This is a genomic window from Micrococcus sp. APC 4021 (assembly GCF_030407635.1).
Lineage (GTDB): Bacteria > Actinomycetota > Actinomycetes > Actinomycetales > Micrococcaceae > Micrococcus > Micrococcus luteus.
Window position 1 is genome coordinate 1 of record NZ_JASDCZ010000160.1, and the last position, 4,056, is coordinate 4,056.

A 4,056-nucleotide genomic window follows, 5' to 3' on the forward strand; every position below is an offset into this window, starting at 1 on the left:
GTGGGGTGGGTCGGGTCGGTGGTCGGGTCATCGGCCGGCGTGGCGGGGCCGCCGGTGGCCGTCGGCGGTTCGAGCACGCGGTCCGCCAGGGCGTGGGCCATGCGGTCCCGCTTGGTGCGCAGGTAGACGACGTTGTGCTCGGTGACGGGCGTGGGGGCCGGGACACGCTCGACGACGTCGATGCCGGCCGCCCGCAGCCCCGCGACCTTCGCGGGGTTGTTGGTGACCAGGCGGATGCGCCGATGGCCGGCGGCCGTGAGGACGGCGGCGGCCCCGGCCCAGTCGCGCGCCTCGGCGGGCAGACCGAGGGCGAGGTTGGCCTCGACGGTGTCCATCCCCTCCTCCTGGAGCCGGTAGGCGCGGATCTTGTTGGCCAGGCCGATGCCGCGTCCTTCGTGGCCCCGGAGGTAGAGGACGGCGCCGCCCTCGGCCGCCGCGCGGGCCAGGGCGTCCTCGAGCTGGGGGCCGCAGTCGCAGCGCAGGGAGCCGAGCACGTCGCCGGTGAGGCACTCCGAGTGCACGCGGACGGTGAGGGGACGCTCCGGGTCGGTCTCCCCCGCCACGAGCAGCAGGTGCTCAGCCCCGGTCTCGGCGTCCACGTGCACGCTCACGCGGAACAGGCCGTGCCGGGTCGGCAGGGTGGCCTCGGCGGGGACGGCGGTCAGGGTCGGCGTCGTCTCCTCCAGGTGGGCCACGAGGTCCTCGATGGAGATGAGCACGAGGCCGTGCTCATCGGAGAACTCCCGCAGGGCGGGCAGGCGCATCATGGTGCCGTCGTCGTGGACGAGCTCGGCGATGGCGGCCACGGGCGCGACGCCGGCCAGGCGGCACAGCTCGACGCCGGCCTCGGTGTGGCCGCGGCGGGCCCGGACGCCGCCGGGGACGGCGCGCAGGGGGAACACGTGACCGGGCCGGGTCAGGTCACCGGGGGCGGCACCGGGGTCGGCGAGCACGCGGAGGGTGCGGGTGCGGTCGGCGGCGGAGATGCCGGTGGTGACGCCGGCGGCGGCGTCCACGCTCACGGTGTAGGCGGTCCCCTTGGGGTCCTCGTTGACGGTGGTCATGGGCGGCAGGGCCAGGCGGTCGGCCAGGCCGGCCGGCAGGGGCGCGCAGATGACGCCCGAGGTGTGGCGGACGGTGAAGGCGGTGACCTCGTCGGTGGCCAGGGCGGCCGCGTAGATCAGGTCGCCCTCGTTCTCGCGGTCGGCGTCGTCCACGACGACGACGGGCCGGCCGGCGGCGATCGCGGCGATCGCCGCGGGGACGGGGTCCAGACGGATGTGCTCGCTCACGGGCGGGCCTCCTCGGTGGGTGCGGCGGGGGCGGACGGGATGAGCGCGAGACGCTCGGCGTACCGGGCGAGCACGTCGGTCTCGAGGTTGACGCGGTCGCCCGGCCGCAGGGCGCCCAGGGTGGTGGCCTCGAGCGTGGCCGGGATGATGCCGACCTCGAACCAGTGCGCGGCCGCGCCCGGGTCGGAGACGGCGGTGACGGTGAGGGAGACGCCCTGCAGGGCGATGGCCCCCTGCGCGGGGACGTAACGCGCCAGGCGGGCGGGCAGGCCGATGCGCAGGGTGGTCCAGGCCCCGTGCGGGGTGACCGCGAGGACCTGGCCGGTCCCGTCCACGTGGCCCTGGACCACGTGCCCGTCCAGGTGGTCGGTGGGGCGCAGACAGCGCTCGAGGTTGACCCGGTCCCCCGGGGCGCGGTCGCCGAGGCTGGTCATCCGCAGCGTCTGGCCCATGAGGTCGGCACGGAACACGCCGGGGCGCTCCGTGGGCTCGTCGAGGGCCGTGAGGCACACGCCGTCGACGGCGAGCGAGCCGCCGGCGGGCAGCCCGTCGAGGGCGCCGCCGGCGTCGAGGGTCAGCAGGGCGGTGTCGGCGGCCGCGTCGTGCTCGAGGGCGACGACGGTGCCGAGATGGGTGACGATGCCGGTGAACACTCAGTCCTCCTGGAAACGGGTCGGGGCGAGGGCGGTGGGCAGGCGCGGGGCCGGCACGGGGCTCAGGTGGGTCCAGACGTCGTCGCCGAGGGCACGGACGGGGCCGCCCGCCGCGGGGTCGGGGTGCCAGCGCAGTCCCTCGGACAGCGTGGCGACGTCCAGGCCGGCGACGGCGGCGCGGCCCGGGCCGAGCAGCAGAGGCGCGGTGTAGACCATGAGCTCGTCCACGAGGCCGGCGCGCAGCCACGCGCCGAGCACGCGGGGTCCGCCTTCGATGAGCACGTGCGCGGCACGACGGCCGTGGGGCCAGGGCCCGGGATGGGCGGCGAGCGCGGCGAGGACGGCGTGCGGGTCGTGGTCCGGCACGTGCAGCAGGACCGGGTGCGCACGCAGGGCGGCGCCGTCGGGCACGGGCCGGTGACCCTGGACGACGGGCACGGGCTGGTGTGCGAGTTCGGCGCCGGCGGCGTCACGGGCGGTGAGGCGGGGGTCGTCGGTCAGGACGGTCCCCGTGCCGACGACGATGGCGTCGGCGCGGGAGCGCACCTCGTGGGCGTGGACGCGGGAGTCCGGGCCGGTGATCCACTGGCTCGTGCCGTCCGCGGCCGCGGCGTGGCCGTCGATGGACTGGGCGAGGTGTCCGGTCACCCACGGGCGGCCCGCGTCGCGGACCTCGCGCCAGCGGGCGGTGAGCGCGAGTGCGGCCGCCTCGCCGGTGGGGCCGGTGACGCGCACCCCGTGCGCGGCGAGGCGGGCCGCGCCGCCGCCGTCGTGACCGGTGGGGTCCGCGACGGCGAAGCGCAGTGCGCCGATCCCCGCGTCCAGGACGGCCTGCGAGCAGGGGCCGGTGCTGCCGGTGTGGTCGCAGGGCTCGAGGGTGACGTGCAGCGTCAGGCCGGCGGGGTCGAGGGCGGCCAGGGCCGGATCCGCGGCGCAGGCGGCCCGCCAGCAGGTCAGGGCGTCGACCTCGGCGTGGGCGGTCCCCCGTCCGCGGTGGTGGCCGACGGCCAGGACCCGGCCGGCCACGTCGGTCAGGACGGCCCCGACGAGGGGGTTGGCGCCGCGCACGCCGCGCAGCGCGGCGTGGACGGCGAGGTCCATGGGGTCGGCGGACGGGGTCTCGGCGGCGCTCATCGGGCGACGTCCCCCTCGGGGCCGTCGGGCAGCAGCGTCTCCACGGCGGGCTTGTCCCGGTCTGCGGCGCGCAGCCACACGAAGAAGCCGATCAGGGTGAAGGCGCCGTAGAACCCGTACATCACGGCCGAGGCGTAGTATCCGGTGCTCCACAGCAGGGGCACGCCGACGACGTCCACGGCCACCCAGATCAGCCAGAACTCCACCCAGCCGCGCGCCATGCCGTAGGTCGCCAGCAGCGATCCCACGAAGGTCCAGGCGTCCGCCCACACCGGCTCCCACGAACCCAGCGCGCGGAACACGGGGGTGAGGGCGACGGTGCCGACCGCCATGGCCGTCACGAGGAACACGCGCCCGCGCCAGCCGGCCCACTCCGGGGTGATGGCGGGAGCGTCCTCGGCGTGGCCCCGGCGGGCCTGACGCCAGCGCGCCCAGCCGTAGACGGAGACGGCGATGAACATGACCTGTCGGCCGGCCTGGCCGAGCAGGGTGGCGTGGTCGGCCCCCGTGAACAGGGAGGCGAGGAAGACCGTCAGCAGGATGAGGTTGCCGAGGATGCCCACGGGCCAGGCCCAGACCCTGCGCGCCATGCCGCCCAGGGCGGAGGCGAGGCCGAAGACGTTGCCCAGCACCTCGCGCATGAGCAGGCCGCCGCCGGCGACCGGGATGGTCCAGTTGAACGCGTCCACCAGCCAGTCCATGACCGTGACGCCACCTCCTCGGATCGGGACTCCGAGGGGTGCGCTCCGCAGCCCTCCCGCGCAGGGCGCGGAACGGCTCCGCCGCGTGCCTCTCCCATCCCGACTGTACGGTCGGCACCGGAATTCCACCGGTCAGGCCGCTCGGCACCGCCTCGGATGAGGACGGGCCGCGCGGTTAGCGGGCTGTCACCGCCGGTGCGGACTTCCACCGCATCTCGGAGCACGTTGCTGTCCAGCAGTATCGCACGCCCGGCCGGCCGGGCACGACGGACGACG

At 76.3% G+C, this 4,056-nt stretch carries 4 protein-coding genes and 1 riboswitch; all 4 genes read right to left on the reverse strand.

Annotated features, from left to right (window positions below; translation table 11 throughout):
• The coding region (ribB, locus tag QL983_RS10570) for a 3,4-dihydroxy-2-butanone-4-phosphate synthase (RefSeq protein WP_290152924.1) at window positions 1–1,292 on the reverse strand (1,292 nt) is incomplete at its 3' end.
• Window positions 1,289–1,945 (reverse strand): riboflavin synthase, encoded by a 657-nt coding sequence (locus QL983_RS10575; RefSeq protein ID WP_135101353.1) that lies wholly within the window; start codon window positions 1,943–1,945, stop codon window positions 1,289–1,291. The genes QL983_RS10575 and ribB, both read right to left, overlap by 4 nt.
• On the reverse strand, window positions 1,946–3,079 hold the full coding sequence (gene ribD, locus QL983_RS10580) for a bifunctional diaminohydroxyphosphoribosylaminopyrimidine deaminase/5-amino-6-(5-phosphoribosylamino)uracil reductase RibD (protein WP_049145391.1): 1,134 nt from the start codon (window positions 3,077–3,079) through the stop codon (window positions 1,946–1,948). It abuts the gene before it with no gap.
• A complete protein-coding gene (gene pnuC, locus QL983_RS10585) occupies window positions 3,076–3,780 on the reverse strand; it encodes a nicotinamide riboside transporter PnuC (RefSeq protein ID WP_049145389.1) in 705 nt (234 codons plus the stop codon). Before pnuC ends, ribD begins: the two co-directional genes overlap by 4 nt.
• Before the next feature lie 82 nt (window positions 3,781–3,862).
• Window positions 3,863–4,007: riboswitch (FMN riboswitch) on the reverse strand.
• Between the last annotated feature and the right edge of the window lie 49 nt (window positions 4,008–4,056).